At 43.7% G+C, this 24,084-nt stretch carries 20 protein-coding genes; 8 read left to right on the top strand and 12 right to left on the bottom strand.

The window, feature by feature from the left end:
• Window positions 1-249 precede the first annotated feature (249 nt).
• Window positions 250-1,770, top strand: coding sequence for a CYTH domain-containing protein (locus tag NH462_RS09825; protein ID WP_010374710.1), 1,521 nt, complete (start codon window positions 250-252; stop codon window positions 1,768-1,770).
• Between the two features lie 110 nt (window positions 1,771-1,880).
• Entirely contained in the window at window positions 1,881-2,726 is an 846-nt protein-coding gene (locus NH462_RS09820) for an HDOD domain-containing protein (RefSeq protein WP_010374711.1), read from the top strand.
• 65 nt (window positions 2,727-2,791) lie between these two features.
• Here the strand turns inward: NH462_RS09820 and metK are convergent, their stop codons facing one another.
• Complete coding sequence (metK, locus tag NH462_RS09815) at window positions 2,792-3,943, bottom strand: methionine adenosyltransferase (protein WP_010374713.1); 1,152 nt, start codon at window positions 3,941-3,943, stop codon at window positions 2,792-2,794.
• A gap of 260 nt (window positions 3,944-4,203) precedes the next feature.
• Between metK and tkt the strand changes: the two genes are divergently transcribed.
• Window positions 4,204-6,198: a transketolase gene (gene tkt, locus NH462_RS09810; RefSeq protein WP_102057429.1), complete on the top strand. Its 1,995-nt coding sequence runs from the start codon at window positions 4,204-4,206 to the stop codon at window positions 6,196-6,198.
• A 115-nt stretch (window positions 6,199-6,313) separates the two neighbouring features.
• Here tkt and NH462_RS09805 read toward each other — a convergent pair whose 3' ends face one another.
• The 7 genes from NH462_RS09805 to lptD form a co-directional block, all read right to left on the bottom strand.
• Window positions 6,314-8,329: a methyl-accepting chemotaxis protein gene (locus NH462_RS09805; protein ID WP_253105569.1), complete on the bottom strand. Its 2,016-nt coding sequence runs from the start codon at window positions 8,327-8,329 to the stop codon at window positions 6,314-6,316.
• 234 nt (window positions 8,330-8,563) lie between these two features.
• A complete protein-coding gene (locus NH462_RS09800; RefSeq protein ID WP_253105567.1) occupies window positions 8,564-9,361 on the bottom strand; it encodes a symmetrical bis(5'-nucleosyl)-tetraphosphatase in 798 nt (265 codons plus the stop codon).
• 99 nt (window positions 9,362-9,460) lie between these two features.
• Window positions 9,461-9,850 carry a Co2+/Mg2+ efflux protein ApaG gene (gene apaG, locus NH462_RS09795; protein WP_010374721.1) on the bottom strand — a complete coding sequence of 130 codons (390 nt, stop codon included), beginning with the start codon at window positions 9,848-9,850 and terminating at the stop codon, window positions 9,461-9,463.
• Complete coding sequence (rsmA, locus tag NH462_RS09790; protein WP_010606006.1) at window positions 9,834-10,640, bottom strand: 16S rRNA (adenine(1518)-N(6)/adenine(1519)-N(6))-dimethyltransferase RsmA; 807 nt, start codon at window positions 10,638-10,640, stop codon at window positions 9,834-9,836. The genes apaG and rsmA overlap by 17 nt, the downstream gene beginning before the upstream one ends.
• The gene (pdxA, locus tag NH462_RS09785) at window positions 10,637-11,629 is read right to left on the bottom strand and encodes a 4-hydroxythreonine-4-phosphate dehydrogenase PdxA (protein ID WP_010374725.1); all 993 of its coding nucleotides are present in this window, start codon (window positions 11,627-11,629) and stop codon (window positions 10,637-10,639) included. Before pdxA ends, rsmA begins: the two co-directional genes overlap by 4 nt.
• Before the next feature lie 5 nt (window positions 11,630-11,634).
• Window positions 11,635-12,927: a peptidylprolyl isomerase SurA gene (gene surA / locus NH462_RS09780; protein ID WP_017216475.1), complete on the bottom strand. Its 1,293-nt coding sequence runs from the start codon at window positions 12,925-12,927 to the stop codon at window positions 11,635-11,637.
• 15 nt (window positions 12,928-12,942) lie between these two features.
• Entirely contained in the window at window positions 12,943-15,189 is a 2,247-nt protein-coding gene (lptD, locus tag NH462_RS09775) for an LPS assembly protein LptD (protein ID WP_253105565.1), read from the bottom strand.
• 112 nt (window positions 15,190-15,301) lie between these two features.
• Here lptD and NH462_RS09770 point away from each other — a divergent pair, with 112 nt between their 5' ends.
• The 3 genes from NH462_RS09770 to djlA are packed head-to-tail and all read left to right on the top strand — an operon-like array spanning window position 15,302 to window position 17,833.
• Window positions 15,302-16,297: a phosphotransferase gene (locus tag NH462_RS09770; RefSeq protein WP_010374729.1), complete on the top strand. Its 996-nt coding sequence runs from the start codon at window positions 15,302-15,304 to the stop codon at window positions 16,295-16,297.
• Between the two features lie 8 nt (window positions 16,298-16,305).
• Window positions 16,306-16,998, top strand: a complete 693-nt coding sequence (gene murU, locus NH462_RS09765; protein ID WP_253105563.1) for an N-acetylmuramate alpha-1-phosphate uridylyltransferase MurU — start codon at window positions 16,306-16,308, stop codon at window positions 16,996-16,998.
• A complete protein-coding gene (gene djlA / locus NH462_RS09760) occupies window positions 16,988-17,833 on the top strand; it encodes a co-chaperone DjlA (RefSeq protein WP_010374731.1) in 846 nt (281 codons plus the stop codon). The genes murU and djlA overlap by 11 nt, the downstream gene beginning before the upstream one ends.
• Window positions 17,834-17,842: 9 nt before the next feature.
• Here the strand turns inward: djlA and NH462_RS09755 are convergent, their stop codons facing one another.
• Window positions 17,843-18,688 (bottom strand): DUF3530 family protein, encoded by an 846-nt coding sequence (locus NH462_RS09755; protein WP_253105561.1) that lies wholly within the window; start codon window positions 18,686-18,688, stop codon window positions 17,843-17,845.
• Window positions 18,689-18,808: 120 nt separating this feature from the next.
• Between NH462_RS09755 and NH462_RS09750 the strand changes: the two genes are divergently transcribed.
• A complete protein-coding gene (locus tag NH462_RS09750; RefSeq protein WP_253105559.1) occupies window positions 18,809-19,744 on the top strand; it encodes a DUF368 domain-containing protein in 936 nt (311 codons plus the stop codon).
• 37 nt (window positions 19,745-19,781) lie between these two features.
• On the opposite strand, the gene NH462_RS09745 is transcribed toward NH462_RS09750, so the two are convergent.
• Window positions 19,782-20,471 carry a 2OG-Fe(II) oxygenase family protein gene (locus NH462_RS09745; protein ID WP_069023569.1) on the bottom strand — a complete coding sequence of 230 codons (690 nt, stop codon included), beginning with the start codon at window positions 20,469-20,471 and terminating at the stop codon, window positions 19,782-19,784.
• A gap of 144 nt (window positions 20,472-20,615) precedes the next feature.
• Between NH462_RS09745 and nhaD the strand changes: the two genes are divergently transcribed.
• Window positions 20,616-22,064, top strand: coding sequence for a sodium:proton antiporter NhaD (gene nhaD / locus NH462_RS09740; RefSeq protein WP_253105557.1), 1,449 nt, complete (start codon window positions 20,616-20,618; stop codon window positions 22,062-22,064).
• Window positions 22,065-22,122: 58 nt separating this feature from the next.
• On the opposite strand, the gene NH462_RS09735 is transcribed toward nhaD, so the two are convergent.
• Together NH462_RS09735 and NH462_RS09730 are read right to left on the bottom strand one after the other, a co-directional pair.
• The gene (locus NH462_RS09735) at window positions 22,123-23,133 is read right to left on the bottom strand and encodes an ATP-dependent 6-phosphofructokinase (RefSeq protein WP_010374740.1); all 1,011 of its coding nucleotides are present in this window, start codon (window positions 23,131-23,133) and stop codon (window positions 22,123-22,125) included.
• Between the two features lie 145 nt (window positions 23,134-23,278).
• Window positions 23,279-23,674, bottom strand: a complete 396-nt coding sequence (locus NH462_RS09730) for an MmcQ/YjbR family DNA-binding protein (RefSeq protein ID WP_010374742.1) — start codon at window positions 23,672-23,674, stop codon at window positions 23,279-23,281.
• Window positions 23,675-24,084 lie beyond the last annotated feature (410 nt).

The raw sequence follows: 24,084 nt of genomic DNA, 5'->3' as shown, positions 1-24,084 counted from the left end.
TTTCGCGGCCTAATAGCAAGGCTTTGTTTATTTTGAATGGCGCGAAATAATTGATTACATAATGAAAATTGCAGCATTTAACGCAATGATTCAGTGTTATTGATCCGTTGATGTTCAGCGAAATTAGCCTGACTATCTATTGATTTAGCGCATATTTGGTGCACTTCTCATCGGATAAAAAGATTGCAAACTTAGCCTCCTTTGTATATTTTGATCCTCCCTTAGACAAATAGGTAAAACACTGCCCTAATGGACACTGAAATAGAACTGAAATTTTTGGTTTCAGATAATGAAGTTCCGCTGATCCCTGCACTCATCACACAGTTTGCAAAAACGGTCACTAACAAGCCTGCTAAAAACTTAACTAACGCCTACTTTGACACGCCAAATCGTGAATTGCGTGCGCTAGATATCGGTCTAAGAACGCGTTGTTGCAATGATGAATGCGAGCAAACGATTAAGCTTGCGGGAGAAGTTGTAGGAGGGTTACATCAACGACCTGAGTACAATTTACCTATTCAGTCAGGACGTCCTGACTTGTTAGCGTTTGACGCGAATATTTGGCCTCACGGTATGCAACTTGAGTCTATTGCAGAAAACATATTCCCGATCTTCAGTACGAATTTTATTCGTCGTACTTGGTTAATCGAAACGGATTCAGGAACCAAAATCGAAGTCGTGTTGGATAAAGGGGAAATATCAGCACAAGGGAAGATGGAGCCAATCAATGAGCTTGAAATAGAGTTGATTGAGGGAAACAAAGAAGATCTTTTCTTATTAGCCGATCACCTAATTAAACAAGCTGGTATGCGCTTGGGACTATACTCAAAGGCCGCCAGAGGATATCGAATTGCCGATGATAAACCTCTAAAACCAAATAAGTTTATAGGGTTTGTACCGCTCAAGTCTCAGGTAACGCAAGAACAAGCGCTAATTGCGACAGTCAGTTATGGTATTCAGTTCGTCCAAAAACATGAGCAGTGCTATTTTAATAAACCAAGTCTCAAGACATTAAAACGAGTTATTGATGGAGTTTCGCTTATCCGCCACGCGTTTTGGTTGTTCGATGACATCGTTGATAAAAGCTCGACTGAGAGTATTCGCAATGAGTTAAAATGGTTGTTGTCAGAACTTGCTTGGGTCGAAAATGCAATTCATTTAAAAACCTATACCTCAAAGCGTCATGCTTATTATAAGAAACTTAATCAGTTTCCTGAATTGGCGCAGGTCATTACCGATTTGCAAGATGTTCAGCCGACACCGACAGACATTGAAGATTTATTTCATTGCACTCGTTATAACCGTTTGATCCTTTCACTTACTCGCTGGCTTGTTGATAGAGCGTGGCGTAAAAACTGGGATCAAAAAGCGTTGAGTGCAGCAGAGCTACCGGTCACAGAAATCGCAAGCCAATTATTTGATAAAGACTGGCAAGAGCTGAAAAACTTGCTTCCACAGGATAAATCGCTTTCTGAAAGAGATTATCTACATGTGAGAATAAAGCTAGAAAACACACTACTAAGCGGTAACTGTCTGGGCAAGCTTTACGATAAAGAAGCACGCAAAGCGTTTAGAACGCCTTGGATTGATATCGTTTATGGTATTTATGAGCTAGAAACACTGGCGTATCTATATCAGCTTTGCCAAAGCCAAAACGCAGATGAACTGCAAGAAGTGCAGGCATGGCTCAAGCAAAAATCTGACTTTTTGATAAGTGCTATGGAGCAAAGTCGACAATCTTCCATGCATAGCGAGCCATATTGGTTTTAACCAAATTAAGCGGGGTTTTATCCCGCTTTTTTGTACCACTTCATAACAATCAATACTGCAAATATCAGGCGATGAACTAAACTTGGGTGTATCAATTCTGAGGTAGCCCAATGATCGATATAGACGATAAAGTGCTGAATGATTTGCGCGGCGGATTTAACTTACCTGCTAAGCCTGAAATATTACAAGCCTTACAAAATGAATTATCACAACCTGAGCCTGAGTTATTTACCGTGGCGGATATTATTGCGGCAGATGTTGGTGCATCAGCTGCGGTATTAAAGGTAATTAATTCACCTGCTTATGGTCTTGCCCGTACAATCACAGATATAAAACAAGCAGTGATGTTTTTGGGCGTTACCTGTATTACGCAGCTAGTGACAGGGTATTTACTTAAAAATGCGTTTGAGCAGTCAAAGTGCTGTATTTCACTGCAGCAGTTTTGGGATAACGCTGCGGATATTTCAAAAGCAGCAATGGTGGTTGGACATCATTTAAAGGCATCATTACCGATGGAGAATTTGCAGCTGCTGGGTCTGTTTCACGATGCCGGGATCCCTGCAATGGCTGTAAAATATCCTGACTACGCAGAGGTAATAAAGCAGTCTATAGAGCGGCCTGAGCAAACACTGATTTACTATGAGCAGCAAAAGTATCCAGTGCCTCACACTGTGATAGGCTACTTCCTTGCGACGTCTTGGCACTTACCCAAAGAAATATGCCAGATGATTTTACGCCACCATGACGTTAGCTATCTTGAAGAGCAAAAAAATGCACAACATGTGCAAACCTTTGCGGCACTTAAACTGGCTGAAAACCTCTGTTTTGAAGCAAAACACTTTAGAAGCGCAGCAGATTGGTACCTATTTAAAGATAAGGTGATGATTGAGCTAAATCTACATGAAGATGAGTATCAAAACTTAAAAGATGATGTCGACGAAGTATTTATTGGGTAGGGGATTATTTACGGGCATTAAAAAAGGCGCATTTGGCGCCTTTTTTTGCTTTTTGCAGCAGGGGATTATAGGCCTGCAGCTGCACGTAGTGCGTCAGCTTTATCAGTTGCTTCCCAAGGGAACTCTTCACGACCAAAGTGGCCGTAAGCAGCAGTAGGCTGATAAATTGGACGCTCAAGGTCTAGCATAGTGATTAGACCGTAAGGACGTAAGTCGAAGTGCGCGCGGATAAGTTCGATTAAACGCGACTCATCAAGCTTAGCTGTACCGAAAGTTTCTACGCTGATAGAAGTTGGCTCAGCAACACCGATTGCGTAAGACACTTGGATCTCACACTTGTCAGCAAGGCCAGCTGCAACAATGTTCTTTGCAACGTAACGTGCTGCGTAAGCCGCAGAACGGTCAACTTTTGATGGATCTTTACCAGAGAACGCACCACCACCGTGACGAGCCATACCGCCGTATGTATCTACGATGATTTTACGACCAGTTAGACCACAGTCACCCATAGGACCACCGATAACGAAACGGCCAGTTGGGTTGATGAAGAACTTAGTTGCTTCAGTGATAAGCTCTGCAGGTAATGTAGGCTTAATGATAGTTTCCATCACAGCTTCTACAAGGTCAGCTTGTGATACAGAATCACAGTGCTGGGTAGATAATACGACTGCGTCGATACCTACTGCTTTACCGTTTTCGTACGCGAATGTTACCTGAGACTTAGCGTCTGGACGTAACCAAGGTAGCGTGCCGTCTTTACGAACTTGCGCTTGACGCTGAACTAGACGGTGTGAGTAAGTGATAGGCGCAGGCATAAGTACGTCAGTTTCGTTACACGCGTAACCAAACATTAGACCTTGGTCACCAGCACCTTGTTCTTCTGGACGAGAACGATCAACACCTTGGTTGATATCAGGTGATTGCTTACCAATGGTGTTAAGGATTGCACATGAATCAGCGTCAAAGCCCATGTCTGAATGTGTGTAACCAATTTCACGCACGGTCTTACGAGTTAATTCCTCGATATCAACCCAAGCGCTAGTTGTGATTTCACCACCAACCATAACCATACCGGTTTTAACGTAAGTTTCACACGCAACACGTGCTTTTGGATCTTGCTCAAGGATGGCATCTAGAACCGCATCAGAGATCTGATCGGCGATTTTATCTGGATGGCCCTCAGAAACAGATTCAGAAGTAAATAAATGTTTAGCCATTGTATTTATGCTCACAAATATTGCGCTTCACAAACATCAGGGACAGCGCGAAAAATTAAGGGGCGTATTCTAACCAAAAAACCTAGGCATTGACTAGTTATTTTACGCCTAGACGTCCAAAATTGTGCAAACTTTTTTAATGGTCGGAAAAAGTCCGTCTGTACCCGTTTTTTTATGGCCTTTGCCGTTGCAGTTAGCCATATAAATAAGTAAGAATGGGCTCAAACCCCCGCGAAACACATTTAAAGGTAGGAGAATTCATGCCATCTCGCAAAGAACTTGCTAATGCAATTCGCGTTCTTTCCATGGACGCTGTACAAAAGGCCAAGTCTGGCCACCCAGGAGCCCCTATGGGCATGGCGGACATCGCAGAAGTACTTTGGCGCGATTTTTTAAAGCACAACCCAAGTAATCCTGAGTGGTTCGACAGAGATCGCTTCGTATTATCAAACGGTCACGGCTCGATGTTAATTTATTCATTGTTGCATTTGTCGGGTTATGACTTATCAATTGATGACATCAAAAACTTCCGTCAGCTACACTCAAAAACACCAGGCCACCCAGAATATGGTTACGCACCAGGTATTGAAACTACCACTGGCCCATTAGGTCAGGGTATTACTAATGCGGTAGGTATGGCGATTGCTGAAAAAGCATTGGCTGCACAGTTTAACCGTGAAGATTACGACATCGTTAATCACTATACCTATGCATTCTTAGGTGATGGTTGTTTGATGGAAGGTATCTCACACGAAGCTTGTTCACTAGCGGGTACTCTTGGTCTTGGCAAACTGATTGCGTTCTGGGATGACAACGGTATTTCAATCGACGGTGAAGTTGAAGGTTGGTTTAGCGACGATACACCTAAACGCTTTGAGTCTTATGGTTGGCATGTTATCGCCGGTGTTGATGGCCACGATAGCGATGCGATTAAAGCGGCAATCGAAGCGGCGCAAGCAGAGTCTGACAAGCCAACCCTCATTTGTTGTAAAACGGTTATCGGTTATGGTTCACCAAACAAGTCAGGTAGCCATGATTGTCACGGTGCACCGCTAGGTGATGATGAAATCAAAGCAGCACGTGAATTCCTTGGTTGGGAGCACGGCGCATTTGAAGTACCGGAAGATGTGTACGCGAAATGGGATGCAACAGCACGTGGTCAAAATCAACAAAGTGACTGGTTGATTAAGTTCACTGAATACCAAATGCATTATCCTGAGCTTGCTGCTGAATTTGAGCGTCGCATGAAAGGCGAGCTTCCAGCAAACTGGTCTGAGAAAACAGAAGCCTATATCGCAGAGCTTCAAGCGAATCCTGCAAACCCAGCAACTCGTAAAGCATCACAAAATGCATTGAATGCTTTTGGTCCAATTCTACCTGAGTTTATGGGTGGCTCTGCTGACCTTGCGGGTTCTAACTTAACACTTTGGGATCAATCTAAAGGCTTAACGGCAGAAGATGCTGCGGGTAACTATATTTTCTACGGTGTGCGTGAATTTGGTATGTCTGCCATCATGAACGGTATTGCACTGCACAGAGGCTTTATCCCTTACGGTGCGACATTCCTGATGTTTATGGAATACGCGCGTAATGCCGTACGTATGGCTGCATTGATGAAGCAAAGAAGCATCTTTGTGTATACTCATGATTCAATCGGTCTTGGTGAAGATGGTCCAACACACCAACCAGTAGAACAAATGGCGAACTTACGTACTACGCCAAACCTTGCGAGCTGGCGCCCATGTGACCAAGTTGAGTCAGCAGTTGCTTGGCAGCAAGCTGTTGAACGCGCTGATGGTCCATCTGCACTTGTATTTACCCGTCAAGGTCTTGCACAGCAGCCACGTACCGCTGAGCAAGTAGCAGCGATTAAGCAAGGTGGTTATGTACTATCTTGTGATGGTGAGCCTGAAATCATCCTTATTGCAACCGGTTCTGAAGTGCAACTTGCGGTTGAGTCTGCGGATAAGCTTCGTGCAGAAGGTAAAAAGGTACGTGTTGTGTCTATGCCTTCAACGGACATTTTTGATGCGCAATCTCCAGCATACAAAGAAAGCGTACTACCAAGCTCAGTAACGCGTCGCGTCGCTATCGAAGCGGGTATTGAGGACTTCTGGTACAAATATGTAGGCCTAAATGGTGCTATCGTTGGTATGACAACGTTTGGTGAGTCAGCGCCTGCTGATGAGCTATTCAAGCTATTTGGCTTTACGGTAGAAAACATCGTTGAGAAGGCAAACGCATTGTTTGCATAATCAAAGAAAAGAAACAAAAAACCCATGCCATGCATGGGTTTTTTTATGCTTAGCGGTTTTGCTAAACCACCTAGAGCTTTGAGACTGTTTCCTGCTCAAAGCTCAGGTTCGATAGCTAAACCTTAAACTGTTCTACCGATAAGCGTAATTCTTCGGCGAGTTTAGCAACCTCAGAACTAGAGATTGAGGTTTGGCTCGCGCCTTCAGCCGTCTGCTCTGCGATTGTTACAATCGATTCCAAACGTTCACTAATTTCCTGTGCCACCTGCTGTTGCTCATTCGCCGCGTTTGCAATCTCTTCACTCACATCATGAGCCTGAGAAACAGCTGCAGTGATAGAGTTTAGCGCTTCGTTAGCAAGGTCGCTCTGAGTTACGCACGACTCCGCCTGCTGTTTGCCTTTCGACATTGCGCCTACCGCTTCTTCGGCACCAGCTTGTAAGGATTCAATCATTGCTTGAATTTCTTGAGTTGACTCTTGAGTCTTACTTGCAAGTGAGCGCACTTCGTCTGCCACTACCGCGAAGCCACGACCCTGTTCACCAGCACGCGCGGCTTCGATTGCAGCGTTTAGCGCAAGGAGGTTAGTTTGCTCGGCAATGCCACGGATAACATCCAAAATACTGCCTATCGAAGCGCTGTCTTGGTGTAGTTTGTTAATCACGCGAGAGGCTTCATCCACTTCTCTTGCGAGTTGCTCAATAGTGTGTTTGTTCTCATGTGAGATACCTTTAACACGCTCCGCTTCTTTATCTGCATTTTTAATTTCTTGTAATGCTTGATGCGCGCTGTTACTAACACCGTGAGACGTGCTACTCATCTCAGTTGTAGCGGTAGCTGCTTGCTCTACTTGTGCTTGCTGATTCTTAATTGCTTGGCTTGATTCTGTAGTGATAGTCGATGTTTCTTCGGACGCTGCAGCAAGCTGCGTCGAACGAGAAATAATACCAGTGATAAGTTCACGTAAGCTAGATATTAGGGTGTTACAGCTTCTAGATAATTCACCAAACTCATCTTTTGCCGTGTCATCTAAGCGCTGTGTCATATCACCACTGGCGACAATGTTTAAAACTCGGTTTACTTCCGATAATGGTTTTGTGATTCGGCTAACGGTAATGTAAGCCACGCCGACGGCCATTAGCGTTGCTACTATCATCCCAATCCAAGTCCATAGGTTTGCTGTGCCTACATCGGCACGTACGCCTTGTTGTAAGTTAAAGGCGACTTGGCTTGCTTCAGAGAGTAAGTCATCTAGCTGAGATAGAGCGGCTTTTGTGGTTTTTTCTGCATCGGCTAGCTCTTTACGTGTTTCGGCTAATGCGTTGATCAAGCGTTTTTGATTTTCCGCGATGCTGTTGTTGCCGGTAACTGCATCTTTCAAATTAGTGTAATAGCCTTCGAGATCAGCAAACAAACTGCTATCAAGCGCGCTAACGGGGCCACGCATTAAGTCGATGTTACGACCTAGCTCTTCAACGAGGTAGCTTTGATCTCTACTTACAATTTCCAATGTATTGATGTCTTCGACTGTAACAATATCGTTGGCGCTAGTCACAACAGAAGAAAAATTATTTTCTAAGTTATTTGCAGCTTGAAAAGCACGTTTGTCAGCATCTTCTAAGCCATCCAAATCAATGATATCAACCGTCACCATAGTCGCATCTTCTGCGGCAACATCGATAGTTGATAACTGCTCTTTTAATTTGTCTCGTAACGAAAGCTCAGTTGTTTTCTCGTTTACCAAGCTGTTCATGGCTTTTACGAACGCATCATAACTTTTGCCAACATCACGACTGCTTGAGGACAATTTATTATTAGCGGCAACGACCTGCTGCAGCTCTGAATAGGTTTTGTCAAAGATCTTCTGACGCTCTGCAAATTGCTGTTTTAGCGTCGCAAGCTCTGTTTCTGAGCGCGAATAAAAACTACCTTGCGCCATCTTACTCATTAATGTGAACTCAACTTTGAGTTCAGAGCTTTTTGATAGTGCAGGTAAGGAGAGGCTGTTCACCTGCTGAGTTGAGTTGTCAATGTTTGCAATCCTAATTAAAGAATTACCCCCGATAAGAAGAAGCAACAAGGTGATGGTAATAAACCCACCCCAAATACGTTGGCTAACAGTCAAATTCATAGCTGTCCTACAAAATTTACAATGCAATACGGATACTTATCGGATTTATTGCGGATAAGTTAAGTATTTTATAGCAGATGTGACGAAAAAATTCAGCAAAAAAGGTCGGATTACAAAAAATAGCAGCTCAACGGATAAAAAATATAAGCTTCAAGTTTTCTTCGAGTGTAGCTTAGTTTAATAAAAGTTAAAGTAAGTGCTTACCCTAACGTTGATTTAGGGCTGTTATAGAGGTTAGCTATGCTGGTACCTTTCGCCACTGTCGATATTTATCATCGTCATAGGGCCTCCCCACACGCAACCGGTGTCTAAGGCAATAACATTTTTCTTGTTAGTTTCGCCTTCCAAAGCAGCCCAGTGGCCGAAGATCAGGGTAGTGTCGACTGGTGTTTGGCTGAGCTCAAACCACGGAGTGAGACCTGCTGCATCGTTTAGGCCAGATTTGTTCTTAAGATCCAGTTCGCCACTTTGTTTTAGAAAGCGCATTCGAGTGAAGACGTTAACAATGGCTTTAAACTTATCTTGATCACTGAGCGTGTTGAGCTCAAGTCCTGGGTGAGCACCGTACATATTGGCGTAAAACTCAGGGGCTTTTGTCGATTGATAGATGGTTTCGGCAAAGCGTGCATATTCTAGCGCTTGCGTAATATTCCAGCTTGGATGAATACCAGCATGAGAAATAAAAGTCTGCTGTGTTTCAAGCCAAATAGCCAGTGGCTGTGCACGTAATAAATCTGCATATTTCTGGCGTTTAGGGCTGGCAAAAACCGCGTCTAATTTATCTTTTGGGTTTGGAGCGACTCCCAAAGCAAGACAGGCTAAAAAGTGGAGATCGTGATTGCCGAGTGTAATGCTAATAGAGCCTGCGTGTTGATAGAGGAACTCTAAGCAAGCAAGCGAATCTGGGCCTCTGGCGATGATGTCACCGACAAAGTATAAATGGTCTTGGCTTGGGTTAAAGTTGACTTGATCGAGCAGCCCGATGAGTGGAGTGAAGCAGCCTTGCAGGTCTCCAATTGCGTATTTTGCCATTTATTACCTGTGGTTTTTTATAACTCAATGTTTTTATTCTGATGTCTAGCACGTATGAGGAACGCGGGGTAAACCCGCTTCCGCAAAATAAAAACGGTATCAATGCAAAATATTTGGACAGGAGAGTCTAAATACATTGATTGGCGCTTTAAACTCGGTGCCAAACTCATTACGCATTAAATAATACCCTTCCATTGTACCAACTGGGGTATCGAGCACCGCGCCGCTGGTGTACTGATAGCTCTCGCCAGGACGAATAGTGGGCTGCTCACCGACAACACCATCACCTTCTACTTCGGTCTCTTTGCCATTAGCATCGGTAATGAGCCAATAACGACTATGTAGCTTAGCGTTACATAAGCTATGGTTTTTGATGGTAATGGTGTAGGCAAACACATATTTGTCCTTTTCAGGCTGTGATTGCGCTTCAACGTAAAAGGTCTCTACCGATACTTTGATCGGTGAGCCAATATTAGTTTGAGTTGTCATATATCCAATTTGCAATTTCAATAAACTGGTTAAGCGACAGGTTTTCAGCGCGAAGCGTAGGGTCGATACCCAAGTTTCGCAACTGCTCTTCGGTTAACAGGTTCGATAAGCTATTTCTTAGTGTCTTACGACGTTGGTTGAACGCTTCTAAGCAAACAGTATTCAAAAGTTTAGTGCTTTTGGCTGTACGTTGTGACGGATCTTTTGGGATCAATCGAACCACTGCCGAGTCAACTTTTGGTGCCGGTTTAAAGCAATGTGGTGGTACTTCAATCACGGGAATAGCGTGACAATAGTACTGCGTCATTACGCTTAAGCGACCAAAGGCTTTACTGCCAGGGCCTGCAACCATACGGTTAACCACTTCTTTTTGCAGCATAAAGTGCATATGCTCGACCTGGTCGGCAAATTCAAATAAGTGAAATAGCAAAGGGGTTGATACGTTGTAAGGTAAGTTACCAAAGATCTTCAGCTTTTCCCCTTCTTTGATTAAAGAAGAGAAGTCAAACTTCATCGCGTCACCTTGGTGAACCGTTAATTTAGGTCCCAAGAATGGATGATGGATCAAGCGCTCGGCAAGATCTTTATCGAGTTCTACAACGGTTAGGTGACCACTTAAATCACAAACAGGCTCAGTGATAGCACCTAAACCAGGACCAATTTCAACCAGATTATCTTCTGGTTTAGGATCGATAGCGGTTACTATCTTGTCGATAATATTGTTGTCATTTAAGAAGTTTTGACCAAAGCGTTTACGCGCTCTGTGTCCGAGATGTACTTTATCTGTCATGCATTCTGTGCTTTTTTGGTTGCGAGCTTAATTGCTTCGCGGATCGCTAATTCAAAACTACCCACTTCAACATCACCAGAGCCGGCTAAATCAAGCGCTGTACCGTGATCAACCGATGTGCGAACAAAGGGTAATCCTAGGGTGATGTTTACTGAGTTTCCAAAACCTTTATATTTTAACACAGGTAAGCCCTGATCGTGATACATTGCGAGCACAGCATCAGCATTATCTAAATATTTAGCTTGGAAAAGGGTGTCAGCTGGCAGCGGTCCAACCAAGTTCATGCCTTGTTTATTCAGCATTTCCAGTGTTGGTTCAATGGTTTCTATTTCTTCACGACCAAGGTGACCACTTTCTCCAGCATGCGGATTTAATCCACAAACTAATACTCTGGGTTGTTCAATACCGAACTTGGTTTGTAGGTCGTGATGTAAAATATGAATGACTTTGCTGAGACGCTCAGGTGTAATCGCCTTTGATACATACGCCAGTGGGATATGCGTAGTAACTAGCGCTACACGCAGCCCTTCGGTTGCGAGTAGCATAACAACATCAGCGGTATCAGACTGCTGTGCAAAGTACTCAGTGTGGCCGCTGAACGAGATCCCTGCTTGATTAATAATGCCTTTATGAACTGGGCCCGTGACAACCGCTGCGAATGTCCCGTCCATATTCTTTTCAGAGGCAATACGCAAGGTTTCGAGCACATAATGGCCATTGGCTTCATCTAATTGACCAGCGACCACTTCAGCACCTTTGTCTACTTGAAGGTAGTAAATGGCACCAGCAGGTGCCGCTTCAGGCGCAGCATCACTGTCAAATGGCAGTAACTTGATTTGTTCACCAAGTTCTTTGGCGCGTTTTTCTAGAATACTTTTATCAGCCACCGCAACTAACTGAGCAGGCCATGCATGCTGAGCCAGTTTGATAACAAGATCTGGGCCAATACCTGCAGGCTCACCCGGTGTAATTGCGATTCTGAGTGTCATAGCCGTTATTCCGCTTCGATAATTTCAATATGCGCTTGGTCACGCATTTCTTTAATCCATTTAAAGCTTTCTTCTTTAAATTTACGGTTAAACAGCAGACGGTGTGCGCGATTTAACTTGGCTTGTTCTGTTTTATCGGCCACGCGTTTATCTAGCAGTTGTACGATGTGCCAGCCAAATGTACTTCTAAATGGTTCACTGATCTGATCTTTTTCTAGCGACAACAGAGTGTCTCTAAATGCTGGTACGTATGTAGTTGGATCTGTCCAATCGTACTCACCGCCTTTAAGTGCAGAGCCCGGATCTTCAGAATATTCTTTAGCTAGCGCAGCAAAGTCAGCGGTACCTGCGCGCAAGTCTTTTACAAAACCTGTTAGCATTGAGCGTGCTTTTTCTTCACTTAGGATAATAGACGGTTTGATTAAGATATGACGTGAACGCACCTCAACAGTTTCAACAACTTCACGACCACGAATATCTTGTACTTTTAGAATGTGGAAACCCGCGCCTGAGCGCAGTGGACCAACGATGTCGTCTTTTTTTGCACCTTTAATGGCCTCAGCGAACAAGGTTGGCATTTCGTTAATGCCCATCCAGCCTAATTGACCACCATCTAGCGCTTTTGAGCCGCTTGAAGAGGCAATTGCGATGCGCTTGAACTCTTTACCTTCGTTCAAAAACTTAATCACGTTATCAGCGCGCTCACGAGCATCTTCAATTTCTTCTGGAGTTGCTTTATTTGGGATCTTAATCAAGATATGGCCAATATCATACTCTTCCGAGTTACCCGTTTGCTCACTCAAGATCTTTTGCAGGTTAGTCACCTCTTGAGGGCTAATATAAATACGGCGATCAACACTGGCACGGCGCACTTGGCTTGTGGTTATTTCTTTTCGGATCTCTTCTCGATATGCCTGAAAGCTTTCGCCACTCGCTTCAACTGAACGACGTAAGTCAGCGATAGTACCGCCTTGATCTTGGGCAATATTTGCAATGGTCTGGTCTAATTGAGCATCAGAAATTTGCATACCCATGCGATCACCCAGTTGCAACATTAAAGATTGCTCAATGAGTTTATCGATGGCTTGTAAGCGTAGTGTTTTATCACTAGGAAGTTCTGTGCCTTGCTGCTCAGCCTGTTCTTTAACACGATTTATTATTTGATCGACTTCGCTTTGTAAAATTACACCATCATTAACCGTGGCAACAACAGTATCTAGCTTTACACGCTCAGCATGTGCTTGAGTAAACAGGCCTGCACTTAATGAGGCCACTAATAACAACTTTTTTAAATTCATACGGCTTTCTAAATTCTATTTATTCAAAAAATACGGTCTACGGTAACCAAAAATACCCTGTTGAAGGAGTTTACTCGCATCACCACTGCTTTGGCTTCCAAGCCCTGTAAGGACAAATTTCAGGCTGAAGCCAGAATCAAACACTGCTTCATCATTTGTAAGTGTTTGGTTTAAGTTTGTTTCAATTTGACGATTCGCAGTCACCTGAATAGCCCAACAACAAGACTGGTATTGAACACCTACAAAGGATTCAACACTTCTATTTGCCGTCATATCTCGGTGATAGCTTGCTACAAATTGCCAGTTATCGTCAATTGGTAAACTTGTAAAGAGACCGACTTGGTCAATTTCATAGTCTGAGACATCATTAACATAACGATGGTTCAATTGCACTAACTGCTTGTCGTCTCCTTTATAGTCCAAAGTAAAGTGAGACTGCACTAACTCTTTGCTATCCACATCATATTGCACCCCACCTGAGAGGTACCAGCGCTTATGCCAATGTAACATGGATTCAGCGGCAAATAGTGCATTATAGTTGGTATCATCAGTAAATAGCTGTTCAGAAGGCTTTACAGATGACTCAAGATAAATGATCTGACCTGCACTGAAGTTAAAGCGTTCGACATTACTGCTATCGAATACACGCGTGGTTGCACCCACGGTGAATTGGTTGGCTTCTGCAATACGGTCATAACCTGAGTAACGGCGTGCTCTAAACAGACCAATAAAGTCATCTTGTAACTTAGCCGTATCGTACCAGCCAATTTGGCTTTGCTCTCTGTGTGGTGTGTAAAGGTACTGAATTTGTGGCTCAAGCGTTTGTGTACCTTGTTCAAAAAAGAACTCGGTACTGCGCTCAAAATTCAGTTGTCCATGTACCCGTAAACTTGGCAATGTACGCGTGACAGACTCCTCATACCCTGTATCCGGCACATCTATATTTTGTTCATAGCGCGTGTGAAGTAGGCGTGCCTCGGAGGTAAATGACCAAGCGTAGTCGCTGCGAGAAAAAGACACGCGAGGTTCTAGATGTAATCGCGACGCCTCTGAGATTGGCAAAGCATCATTTTGAAAATAGGCAAACTCACCTTCAAAGTCCCAATCAAGGCCAACAAGTTCATAACTGTCACGTGTACGGAAGCTAATTTGCGGTAGTGCAGTGTAGGATTCTCTGTGATCGCCCAACACTTCAAAATCTTGCAACTTTAAGTCAACCAGCCAGTCGTCGCCTAGATAACTCAAGCTGCCAGTACGGTACAATTGAGTGTCGGTTTCGTTGGCGTATTCGGATGTTAAGTCAGTGAGGTAGTTATCGTCACTGACATTTGTGACATCAACAAATGCGCGCCATTTATCACTTAAATAACTTTTTTGTTGCCAATGTACTAAATAGCGATCGTCTAGCTGCGGCTCAGAATCATCCTTACTGAGATATTCTACGCCAATTTTACCTTGATGTTGTTCAGTTAAATATCTGAACTCGGTAATAAGCTGAAATCCTTTATTGGCCATGTATCTTGGCGTTAAGGTCGCGTCGTAGTTGGGGGCTAGGTTGAGATAATAAGGAGTGATTAGCTCCAAACCAAACTTATTTGAGCTGGAAATTGTCGGCGTCAGCAGGCCTGATTTTCGTCTATCATCGATTGGAAACGTAAAATAGGGTAAATAGATAATTGGCGTGTCCATAATTTTGAACACCGTATTATAGGTCTCACCCCAACCGTCTTCTCGAGAAAGTACAATGCTGCTTGCCTCGATACTCCAAAATGGGTCATCAGCAGGACACGTGGTAAAGCTGGAGTTGTCGAGTGAAATTTTGCTGCCAGAGGCATGCAACTTCTCAGCACCACCGCGGCCCTGCTGGTCCGTTAATTCATATTCAGCACCAAGCAAGCTCACGGTGTTAGCATTTAAATCCGCGAATAGCCCATTACTGTGAACTTTGGTAAATTGGTCACGATAGAGTAGTGGTCCAGAAGCGCTGAGCAGGCCTTCTTTTTTATCGATTAGCGCACGTCTAGCTTCTAAGCTCATGGTTTCAGTGTTAATCACCACATTACCCGAAAACTCAGCACTATCAGTACCTTGTAGTTCTAAGTCATCGGCAACGATATCAATGGCATGTTTGGGCAGCGAGGCTAACGGCTTCCAGTTTTCTGGCTGCATATAGTCTTTACATTGTGCGGCGACAATGTTCGTATTAGCAAAAGCTGTAGAATGAATCGCGGATAATACAGCCAAGCCCCAAATTTTGCGCATTTAATAACCTATTAGCTGAGCATTTAATAATAAGCTCATCATGATAAATGAAAACTGTCGGAAATACAGTAGCATTTAAATATTTACAAGTAGAAGGTGTAATAGTAAATCCATGAATAGTCAAAACCAGCGCGTCGAGTTTATACAGCAGGCAATACATAGCGACGATTTTACGTGTGAGGCTATCACCTCGGATGCCAGCTTCCGGCGTTATTATCGCGTTAAACGACAAACGATGTCGTGGATCTTAATGGAAACACCAGTCGATAAACTCGATAATGCCCCTTTTATTGGTTTAAATACGGTGTTTGCAGAGCAGGGGCTTAATGTTCCACAAATCCTTGCGAGTAATGAAGAGCTAGGGCTGTTACTGTTACAAGATTTAGGCTCTGAGCATTTGGCCGATAGGTTGGCATTGCCTTCTCGGCTAGAGGATTATCGTGCGCTGATAGCGCTTATTCCAGAAATCGCCAAAACACCAAAGAGTGAATGGATGAAGCCCTATGATGCTGAGTTCGTTGATATGGAACTTCATATTTTTTACGAGTGGCTTGTAACAAAATGGCTTGGTTTAACGCCCACCGAATATCAACAAGTGCAATGGCATAATGTGAAGTTGAAACTCGTTGATGCGATGATTCGCCAGCCGCAGGTTACGATGCATCGAGATTTTCATAGTCGCAACCTGATATGTCATCAGTCTCAGTGGTATCTCATTGATTATCAGGATGCGGTACAAGGACCTGTCACTTATGATGCGGTTTCTCTATTGCGGGATTGTTATACTCGCCTTGATGCTCATGAGTTTACTGAGCTTAAGCAATATAGCTTTGATTGTTTAAAAGCGGCTAATTTATTAGACGGTATGGATTTTAGCACCTATCAACATTACTTTGACTTAACAGGGATGCAAAGGCACCTTAAAGCTGCCGGGATTTTTACTCGCCTATTGCAGCGAGACGGCAAAGGCGGGTACTTAGAAAATATTTTGCCAACGTTACGCTACCTCGTTGAAGTAGCGAATAAGTATAAAGAATTTCAGTGGCTTGCAAGCTGGCTGGAGAATGACATAATGCCTCAAGCGCAGGCTAAATTAGGCACAAAATAGAAGTAACAATGAAAGCGATAATTTTATCTGCTGGTCGTGGTAAACGCATGATGCCACTGACCGCGAACCAACCAAAACCTATGCTTAACGTCGCAGGAAAGCCACTACTTGAGCATCATATCGAGCGCTTAAAAGCGGCTGGGATCTGCGATATCGTGATAAATCTTGCATGGCAAGGTCAGGTGATAAAAGACTATTTCGGCAATGGTAGTCATTTCGGTGTCAATATTGAGTACAGTGATGAACCTGAAGGTGGATTAGAAACCGCAGGTGGCATCATTCAAGCACTGCCGATGTTATGTGAACAGGATGACAGCTTTATTGTACTCAATGGCGATATTTTTACGGACTATGATGTCAGCAGCTTAATGCAGTTACAGCTCGGCAGTACAGTTGAGGGTCATTGCGAAGCGCACATTGTGTTGGTAGAAAACCCCGAACATAATCCTGAAGGCGATTTTTGCCTTGCCCATCAGCCGCTCTATCAGCAAAAGTATACCTTGTCCGGTATTGGTAAATATCACCAAAGTTTTTTTGCCGAGCTTGGGGCTGGCTTTATAAAACTAGGGCCACTGCTGCGTAGTGGGCTTGAGCAGCATAAAGTTTCTACTGAACTGTATTTGGGTGCATGGGACGACATCGGCACGCCAGAGCGACTAAAAATGATCAATGACAAGTTAGGGTATAGCGATGTGGGGTAAATTATTAGGCACAATTTTCGGCTTTTTATTTGGTCGTTGGTTAGGCGCTATTTTAGGTTTTTATCTCGGCCACTTATTTGATAAAAGTTTGCGTCAGGATTTTGATAAAGTCGGTGGCTTTCAAGGTTTCATGAAAGGTGAAGATCTGCATGAGCGCCAAGCCTTGTTCTTTTCCAGCTGTTTTTCTGTGATGGGACATATTGCCAAGTCTAATGGTCGAGTCAGCGAAATCCACATTCAAGCCGCGTCTGCGTTTATGAGCGAAATGGGCTTGCAGGGTGAAGAGCGAAAAGAAGCACAACATGCGTTTACAGCGGGCAAAAGCAGCGATTTTTCGATAAAAGAAGCAGTTACCGATTTTAAAGAAGCCTTTGCTAGACGCTATGACTTGAGGCAGCTGTTTTTAGAGATTCAAATTCAAATGGCATTTTGTGATGGGCATGTGTCTGATGCGGAGAAGGCCTTACTTAAACAGGTGAGTAAGTATTTAGGCTTCGCAGAAACCCACTTTTTGTTCTTGCTTAAGCGCTATCAAGCAGAATTTGAGTTTCGTCGCTCTCAGGCGTCTGGGAGATCGCAACATCAACACCAGCAACAGGGCGGCCGTCAACCAACATCACAAGATAACGGCTTAAACCGTGCTAAAGCGTTGGCTGTACTGGGATTGAGTGAAGGGGCGAATGAACGTGAAATCAAAAAAGCATACCGCAAACTGATGTCGCAGCATCACCCTGACAAATTGGTGTCTCAGGGATTACCTAAGCATATGATGGAAGTGGCAAAGCGCAAAAGCCAAGACATTCAGTCTGCCTATGAATATTTAAAAAAGAGCTAACCTGAAAAACTATAAAACGCGCAAAAAACCGAGTAACTCTTTTCTGAGTCTTTGATGTTGGAGCGGATCGGTTTTTTCTCCAAAAAGCTCTCGTTGGCGATAATCAAATTTACTGTTTTTTCTCGCCCAGCGCGCTCTGTCTGGCGTATTGTCGACCACAATCGGATTGTCAAAACTGTAGTAAACATCCAGTAGAGCAGGGCTTATCAGAGAAAGGTTGGATGCCAAGTGCTTTTGCCGCGTTGCATTAGGCAGTTGTGGGCTAACAACGGCAAAGGCATCGATACGTAGATTGGGCAGGGTTGCTAAGTGCTCTCCAAACAAGCCTGCGCTATTACCAAATGCGACAACCACCAACTTTTCTGTTTGAGTCATGGACAGCGTGTTGTAAAGCACCTCAAAGCGGCTGATCAAGGCCATTTTATATTCGTCGAGATTAGATTCTGAAATAGGTGCAAGCGTTTGCTGAGCCGGTTTTTCAGTATCGGGGAGCGCGATGTCTTGCTCCAGTAGACTCGGTGCATAAGACAGGTCCGGCGGAGTAAGGGTATACGTGTCGTAGCCATCATCGCTTAAGCGTTTTGCAAGAAAGCTTATGCCGCTGTTATTGAGCGGCGGAGTTTGCATGTCTGGTAATAAGATCACGATGCCTTCACGAGCAGCTGCCATATATTCTTGATGAAATACATAAAAGCTTTCGTTTTCGCTTTCCAGTTTTATCAATTGCGATGGCTCGTAGAAACGATTAGCGTCTTGCTGATAAAGAGAACCAAGCGGTGCTGCATCAATATGTTCAGCTGCAAAAGTCGTCGCGGGTAAAGCGGCAATAAGTAATAAAAGCGTTCTGATGATCATGGTACAAGCGCGTAAAATATCATAATTGGTTATCGACCAGTTAAGCGAAAGCTTTAGCTGTCGCTATTTTTTAGCGTTTTAAGTTAAACTGCTCGGCAGTGGAAATGAAAGGAGAAATTTGTGCAGTATAAAGATAGCAAACGAGACTATCTCTTTATGTTTTTAAAAGGGGCCGGAATGGGGGCTGCGGATGTTGTCCCGGGTGTTTCTGGCGGCACCATTGCTTTTATTACTGGCATCTATGCACGTTTTTTAAATGCCATCAAAAGTGTGAACTTACAGGCTTTGAGTACATTGCGCCGTGATGGCCTAAAAGCAACTTGGCAGTACATTGATGGTAGCTTTTTACTGGCGGTATTTTCTGGTTTGCTCATCAGTGCAGCGTCTTTGGCGAAGGTGATCACTTATTTATTGGAAGCACACCAAACACTGGTATGGTCATTTTTCTTTGGTCTTATTGTCGCTTCTTTTATTTATGTTGCAAAACAGGTCTCTCATTGGAGTGGCCAAAATATTATTGCCTGCGCAGTTGGCGCTATCGTAGCCTTTGCTATTACTTCCCTTTCACCAGCTGAAGCGCAAGCATCTCATTGGATGTTTTTTATCTCAGGTGCTATCGCCATTTGCGCGATGATCTTACCTGGGATCTCAGGGAGCTTTATCCTACTGTTATTGGGTATGTATGGCCATGTACTTAGTGCGGTGAACCAGCTTGAATTTGGCTTAGTGAGTCTATTCTTACTAGGTTGTATTGTGGGGTTAATGTCGTTTTCGCGTCTACTCAGCTGGTTATTGGCGCACTATCAGCAAGTAACGTTCTCGCTACTCGCTGGTTTTTTACTTGGCTCGCTTAATTTATTGTGGCCTTGGAAACAAGTGCTTACGACTTACGTGAATTCCAGTGGCATCGAAAAGCCATTGAGCCAGGCCAATATTTTGCCAGCGCAATACAGTACGCTGTACGGTCAAGACCCAAATACGCTGGCATGTATTGCGCTTGCCATCGCAGGCCTTACGCTAATCTTAACCATTGAAAAGATAAGCGAAAAATATTAATAAAATAGACACCTAGAACAATAGGCATGGGTTGAGCTTATGTGTCTATTGTTCTAAACCACCCCGTTACAGAAAGTCGCGGCGCTTTTGCAAATGGCGCGACGTAAGTCACAGAATGAATTTTACTTACATCAAAAACCACCAGTGAATTGAACTTAGGTGCATAACTTTTAGTGGGTGTGCCATCGCGTTCAAAAAATTGCAGTAGCCCGCCCCAGTCAGGGTGCCAACTTTTGCTTAGGCTGAGTACATAAGCATAAACCCGGCCCTCAGCTTCAACAATGTCATTATGTCGAGTTAAATACTGACCACCAATAAATCGTGTTGCTTGGGCAGAGGTACGGATAATGTTCTGTCCAGAGATAGCGGAAAAGCAGGACTGTACAGCGCTACTATTGAGGTTATTGTAGAGCTTTTTCAGAGCCTCAGGGCTCGTCGATTCTATGGAGTGGCGGCCATACATAAAACCAACACCACGTGATGCATAGCTATGTATATCTTCAAGCAAGGCTTGCTGCTCTTGCGGTGTTAAGGCAAGAATATCACTGTCTTTGACTGATTTTGCTGCCCCGTTATGAAACAGTGCTAACTGGTAGTCTAAGTTACAGAGGCACTCATGTAGTTGTTGAGCGTTTGTATCGTCTAGAATATTTTCAATCCGTGCAAACCCATCGTTGCTCAATTTTTGCTGTAATTCTGTTTGTTGTTGCTGCGAAAGTTGAAGCATAAATACCTACTGCTGATTATGGCCTGTTTGTACTAGTGTAAACAGGATGCCTTAGACTTCAGTCCAATGCTGATTACTTTTTATCTATGCTAAAGTGAGTTTGGCTGAAATGCCATCCCTCTGCACTCATCGATAGGCAAAAAAATGAAAATCAATGGACTACTGCTATTCTGTTGCGCATGGGTCATATCCGTGATCCCATCACCAGCCTTGGCGGCTCAAGGCACCTTAGATCTTACCAGCTCGACACTCGGCTTGGTTTGTATTATTGTCTTCGTTTTAGCATACGCACTTGTAATGCTCGAAGAAAAACTTCATATGCGAAAATCAAAACCAGTGCTTGTGGCGGCAGGCATCATTTGGCTCATGATTGGGGCGTATTACGTTAATCAGGGACAACCCGATGTTACCGAGCACGCATTTCGGCATAATTTGTTAGAATTTGCGGAGTTGATGTTGTTCTTGCTCGTTGCGATGACTTATATCAACGCGCTAGAGGAGCGCCGCCTTTTTGATTCACTACGAGCGTGGATGATCCAAAAAGGCTTTAGCTATAAGAATCTATTTTGGATCACTGGATTCTTATCCTTTTTTATCTCTCCAATTGCAGACAATCTAACAACAGCCTTACTCATGTGTGCCGTGGTGATGAAGGTAGCTGATGGTGACAAAGAGTTTATCAATCTGAGCTGTATCAATATCGTGATAGCAGCCAATGCTGGCGGTGCATTCAGTCCCTTCGGTGACATTACCACTTTGATGGTATGGCAAGCCGGTATGGTACATTTCAGTGAGTTCTTAGCGCTATTTGTTCCTTCACTGGTCAATTACATCGTACCAGCACTCGTAATGAGTTATTTTGTGGCGGATAGAAAGCCGAGTGCAGTTTACGAAAGAGTAGAGCTTAAACGCGGCGCTTTAAGAATTTTAACTTTATTCCTTCTGACTGTCGCAACCGCTGTGCTCTCACATAGTTTGCTGCATTTACCACCGGTCCTTGGCATGATGATGGGCCTCGGTTACCTACAGTTTTTTGGTTACTTCCTAAGAATGACATTACCGGGGTCATTAGCAAGAAAGCGAGCGATGGCGGAAAGAGAAGGGGATCAAGAGCGTCTCGAGAAGTTAGGAAGTGTTGTGCCATTCGATGTCTTTAGCAAAGTTTCACGCGCTGAGTGGGATACCTTATTATTCTTCTACGGTATCGTTATGTGTGTAGGAGGTCTTGGGTTTCTCGGTTATTTAAGTTTAATGTCAGAGATATTATATGGTGAGTGGTCTGCAACCTATGCCAACGTATTCTTAGGGATTATTTCCGCGGTCATCGATAACATTCCTGTGATGTTTGCTGTGCTGTCAATGCAACCTGAAATGTCACACGGTCATTGGTTGTTGATCACGCTCACGGCTGGGGTAGGGGGGAGTTTACTTTCTATTGGCTCTGCGGCAGGTGTTGCGCTCATGGGACAAGCTAGAGGCTATTATACTTTTATGGGGCACTTAAAATGGGCACCCGTGATTTTGCTTGGTTATATCGCGAGTATTTTATGTCACCTGTGGCTTAACGAATCTGCTTTTAGCGTGTTTGGCTAGCGCTTACGCAAGACGTAGTGAGAGTGAATAATTAATATGCGCTTCACTCTCACTACGTTTATTGCTCGGCGAGGTAGTGCTGATATCGTTGTACCCACTCCTGTGATACTGGTTTATCCATATTCAGCACCTTCTCGACTTTAGTAATTACAATTACACCATGTATTTTTCCTACCATAATGGGCGTCGTAATATCAGTGTTTGGTTTGATGCTACCATTAATCACTTCCACTGCCGCTACTCCTAATTCCGTGGCGAGCATTCTATCTTCAACAGATGGTGCCCCACCTCGTTGAATATGGCCTAACACGCAAAGTGCACAATTGATATCGGCATTGCTATTTAACTCTGTTTTAAGCGCTTGAGCGCCGCCTGGCCATAAATTTTCGGCCAGTATAATCAAAAAGCTACCGTGTTGATGTTGCTGCTCTATGGCATTTTTGAGATGAGCTAAGACCTGAGAGGTATTCTCTACCGTGCAGTTTTCAAATGAAATGATAGCCTCAGCACCTGTCGCAATGCCCACATGGTAAGCAATATGCCCGTTATGACGACCCATCACCTCGGTGATAAAAACTCGCTCAAAGGCATTTGCGGTATCGCGGATTTTATCTATTGCGGAGGTGGCAGTATTGATGGCTGTGGAGAAACCAATGGTGTTGTCACACCCTGAAAGGTCGTTATCTATAGTACCGGGAATACCAATTAGCTGACCTTGCCAGTGAGCTGCCAGCGCCTGCATTCCTCTAAACGAACCATCACCACCAATCACAATAAGTACGTCGATATGAAGCTTTCTCAGGGCGTTTGCGGCTTGAAGTACGCCTGAAGGTTCTAGCATCGCAGGGCAGCGGGCGCTTTTTAGAATTGTGCCACCAAGTTGGGTGATATCGGTGACGGAAATCGCACTTAGCTCGGTGTACTCTTGATTAATTAGACCATTGTAACCATGAAAAAAGCCAAAGCACTGAAATCCAGATCTCAAGGCACTTAACGTGATAGCCCTAATCGCTGAGTTCATACCCGGCGCATCGCCGCCACTTGTCAGTACTGCTATCCTTTTCGTCATGTCGTCACTCTATTATTGCTAGGTTATTCTTTTTGTATACTACCAGAGTGATTTGAAGACAAGTTGATCGACATTAAAGATAGAGATTAATACGAGGATATAGAAAGGTAAAACGGCATTTAGGTCTACCTAAATGCCGTTTTAATTAACGTTGCGTGACTTTGCTAGCAAGTTCTTCACGTTGTGCGGTCGGTAGGTTATCTACGACGATTTGATAAGAATCATCGATCATTTTCTTTATTTCGTCTTCTGGAATAGTGCCATCTAAGATGACTGTGTTCCAAAGACGCTTATTCATGTGATAACCAGGCACAACAGACGAATACTTGTCTCTAAGCAATAATGCTTCGTCAGGGTCGCATTTTACATTTAACCACCAAACAGGTTCACCATTTTCATCTACTTGCCCCTCTTTCCCCTCAGTTAGAGTTGCAAACATTTTATGCTGAACTTTGTACACATCTACGTCTTGCGCAAAAGGCTTAGTGATAAAGGTTGCAGGCTTGGCCTGCAAATATTCATGTACGCTTTTCTGATCCATAGCCCGTGTCCTTGAAGTAACAGTTAATACTACATGAGAGTAAGTTTAGCAGCTCTTGTGATAATACTGTAATCGTCTATCAGTAAAAACTATCAGAAAGTCTATACTATGGCGTTATAACGCAGACAATTATTGAATAACTGACCGTTTTATATCGGTTTAACTCACAGTTGACGATTAAAATAAGTACAGTGTGTAAAAGCACTAAAATTTCAGTCGTCTACAATATTAGAAAAGCTAACTTTTAATTTCCAGTTAAGGACTAAGTTGGCTTCACAAATTATGCTAAAAATACACTCATAACCTAAGTGGACTAAGCTAGGAAATCATTGCCAGTTGACCGTAAAAAATTTCCCACTTGTCTCTGTTTCCCAAATTAGGAAAAGTTACGGCATAACATCCCTTGTGCA

This window comes from Pseudoalteromonas sp. OANN1, from assembly GCF_024124685.1.
GTDB classification, from domain to species: Bacteria; Pseudomonadota; Gammaproteobacteria; order Enterobacterales; family Alteromonadaceae; genus Pseudoalteromonas; species Pseudoalteromonas piscicida.
The sequence above is the reverse complement of the archived record's forward strand: the minus strand, read 5'-3'. Positions and strand labels throughout refer to the sequence as shown.